Below are 2,915 nucleotides of genomic sequence, written 5' to 3' on the forward strand. Positions count from 1 at the left end.
CAGAGCCAGACCGGTTCATCGTCAATCCAATCCACCAGATGCCGACTAAACACCTAGGGCGCTTGCCATAGGCTGACAGCCCTAACTGTAGGCGCTTGCCAACGTAGCGGCATCTGCTCGCAAACGGAGCGGATTTCTGCTCGGATTATCTGACAACGAGCAAAACGATTTGCTCACGCTATCTGCCAATGTGCTCACCAACATCCAGCGCTGCTCGCCATCATAATCACCTTCTCACATTATCTGCCAACGGCATCGCCATGGTGTCAGGGGCCGATATCGCCAAAATAGTCGCGGCGTTGATGAGCCTTCATGGTTGTTAGCCAGTCGACGAATCCGGTCCATCCTATAGCGCACGTGAGCATTCCTTCGCTCGGTGTGTTGCCGCTCGACGAGTGGAACCGCCTACTGATTGCCGGAAGGACCATGCCGGCGAGCACAGGCAGCAAGCATGATAAGCGCACAACAGCGCTTTTGCTGGTCCAGTTTCGCCCGATCATGCCCGGCAAGCCCAGATGCCATCGACGATAACGAGAGTGTCGAGATCAGTGACCACGCTGCCTCCCGAACAGGAAATGGTAGGTCAGGGCGAATACCGGCACCATGATCGCCGTCTTGATCGACAGGTTGTGGAGCACCTCGGGCCAGGGATGGACGAAGACGCCTTCGATCAGCGCACCCAGCGCGACGGCGAGGACACCGGTGAGAGCGCCAAAGGCCCAGCCCGGCAACTTCACGACTGGACCTCCCGGGCAGCACGATCGCCGCGCCAGATGCGACGCATGCGGGACAACTCGCTCCACCGTGCGGCCAGGATGGCGACAAGGCCGGCGATGACCATGCCGGACCAAGCATGGTGGTATGCGAGATACAGCGCGACGATCACGCCTGCTGCGGTGATGGTCTTGGCGAACACGGATTTCATCCTTTCGATATGACTGACAGGTTTCGCACGGTTCACACCGGGACGCCGGCCGCGCGTAGTTGTTCGGTGAGTTCCCGGGTGTGTACGGGATCGGGGTTCCCGTAACATTCCCCCAAAAGTAGCGGTAGTGGGATTGGCGGAAAACAGCCATTTTTGAAGGTTCTATTTTTCTAAGTATTTGAATTCCCAGAGCTGGGAGCTTTTTGGACTTTTCCGGCGCCGTTACGCACCAATTGGTGGTGTGGCTCGATGGTGAAACGCATGACGCCCTTCATATTGATGTGACGGTGCGCGACGGGCGCGATATGCGTCAGATGCTCAGTTGGGTAGAGGGCAGGATTGGCCTCAATTTCGGTCTGCATCGCCGCGGTATTCCAAGCCAGCACGACGTTGGTGAGCAAGGAGATGGCCCCGCTGATGGCGTTTGCATCATCCTCGGCTCGGCCATGCTTGGCCTCGATCCGTCCGGTCAACAATGCGCGCTGCAGGGCATGGAGCGATTCACCCTGGGCAAGCAGCCGATGAACCTCGCGCCGGAATTCTGGGTTGACGAGATAGTCGAGCATGAACACGCTACGCATGACCTTGCCGACCACGGTACCGCATTCATAGACCGGGTTTCCCCGTGCGGCGCTGCCATGCCGCTCGATGATGGTCGCGGCGGAACCATACCCGCTCTGGAGCGAGGCCGCGATATGCTGGAGACCATCCCATCCGCTGCGTGCCGTGCGGCCGAGCGGTACACGCTCGACGATCGGCTCAAGCCGGGCGGGCACAGCAACACCGCGCGGCAGGTAGAGCTTGCGCCCTGAAAAGCCCGCAAGGCGGGGGCATAGGTCAAAGCCCAGAACCTTGGCCAATCCCATTGCGAAATGGGTGAAGCCGTGGGTGTCGACCGCCAGGCGCTGCAGCTCGGCGATCTGCTGCTGCAGCACACCTTCAAGTGCGACCCCGGCCTGGCGCTGGTTGAGCACGATAGCCTGATCGTAGATAATCGGCCACTGATCGAGAATATGCGAATAAGTGCCAATCGCCCTGGTGCCGCGACGCGGATCGGTGCCCGCGTTCCAGAGGTGCCGCGTGGCGTCCAGACTCATCATGTCCGCCGATGCCTGTTTACCTGTGCCCCATCGCCGTGCAACTGGGTGGGAGAGCATGTGGTTGACGACTGCGTCACTTGCGGCGCGCAGCTGCCCGCTTGCGATGATCTGGCGCATCACATGTTCGATCTGGTCATCGCTGACACCCGCAACCATCCGGCTGACGCTGGCCGCGCTCTGCATTGTGCCCAATCCCAGCAGGGCACAATAGACCTGTGTCAGCTCCGTCGTGCTGGCAGGCTGCCGCCCCAAGAGGATCCATGAGAAATGGGTAAGGGCATCGATCTCGATGAGAATATCGGGCAGTTGAACCGCGCCGATCGCCCCGAACAGGGCCCTGCGTGTCGCCCTGACTTCCGGGCCCTCGCCAAGCGCCTTGAGCTTGGGGATCCGCAGCCGGTCTTCGCGCAGGCCGATGTCACCGGCGGTGATCGCGGCATCGAGCGCGGTGACCTGGGCGGTCAATGTCGCTTTGTAATCGCCGAGATAGCCCTCAAGGGTCTTGGGTAGTGCCTGCGCCCGGGCGAAGCTGCCCTTGTGTTTGAGCCACTGCGCGGACGGCATCAGCTGATCGGAAAGACTGCGGTGCTTGATGCTGTCTACGCTGCTCGCGGCACCATTGCGCAGCGAGCGCTTGAGCAATAGCGCGGCGGCCACCTCATAGGCCGCCAGCCTTTCCTCAGCCGTGGATGCAGCTTCGACCAAGGCGCGCGGGGCCGATGCAAACGGCGTGCTCAGAGCCGCCAGTCCGGTCTCGTTGGTGGCATAGACGCCTGCCAGCGTGGTCATGGCAATCCCAAGGGGATGCCGCTGACCGCAGGCTGGAGCGATGTCGGTTGCTGGTCGTCGCTGTGGGAAGTCAATGAAAAAGACGCCAACGGTAACGTCAC

At 61.0% G+C, this 2,915-nt stretch carries 3 protein-coding genes; all 3 read right to left on the reverse strand.

All coding sequences use genetic code 11. The features are described 5' to 3' along the window. Nucleotides 1-545: 545 nt before the first annotated feature. Nucleotides 546-737 (reverse strand): hypothetical protein, encoded by a 192-nt coding sequence (locus AACY49_RS29355; protein ID WP_305738060.1) that lies wholly within the window; start codon nt 735-737, stop codon nt 546-548. Then, nucleotides 734-916, reverse strand: a complete 183-nt coding sequence (locus AACY49_RS29360) for a hypothetical protein (protein WP_143274547.1) — start codon at nt 914-916, stop codon at nt 734-736. The genes AACY49_RS29355 and AACY49_RS29360 overlap by 4 nt, the downstream gene beginning before the upstream one ends. A 179-nt stretch (nt 917-1,095) precedes the next feature. After that, a complete protein-coding gene (locus AACY49_RS29365; RefSeq protein ID WP_339527657.1) occupies nt 1,096-2,814 on the reverse strand; it encodes a Tn3 family transposase in 1,719 nt (572 codons plus the stop codon). Nucleotides 2,815-2,915 lie beyond the last annotated feature (101 nt).

It is taken from the genome of Pseudomonas sp. EL_65y_Pfl2_R96, from assembly GCF_963970905.1.
Classification (GTDB): Bacteria; Pseudomonadota; Gammaproteobacteria; order Pseudomonadales; family Pseudomonadaceae; genus Aquipseudomonas.

Coding starts and splice junctions, on each gene's coding strand:
- AACY49_RS29365 (WP_339527657.1), bottom strand. CDS start 2,814: ATGACCACGCTGGCAGGCGTCTATGCCACCAACGAGACCGGACTGGCG.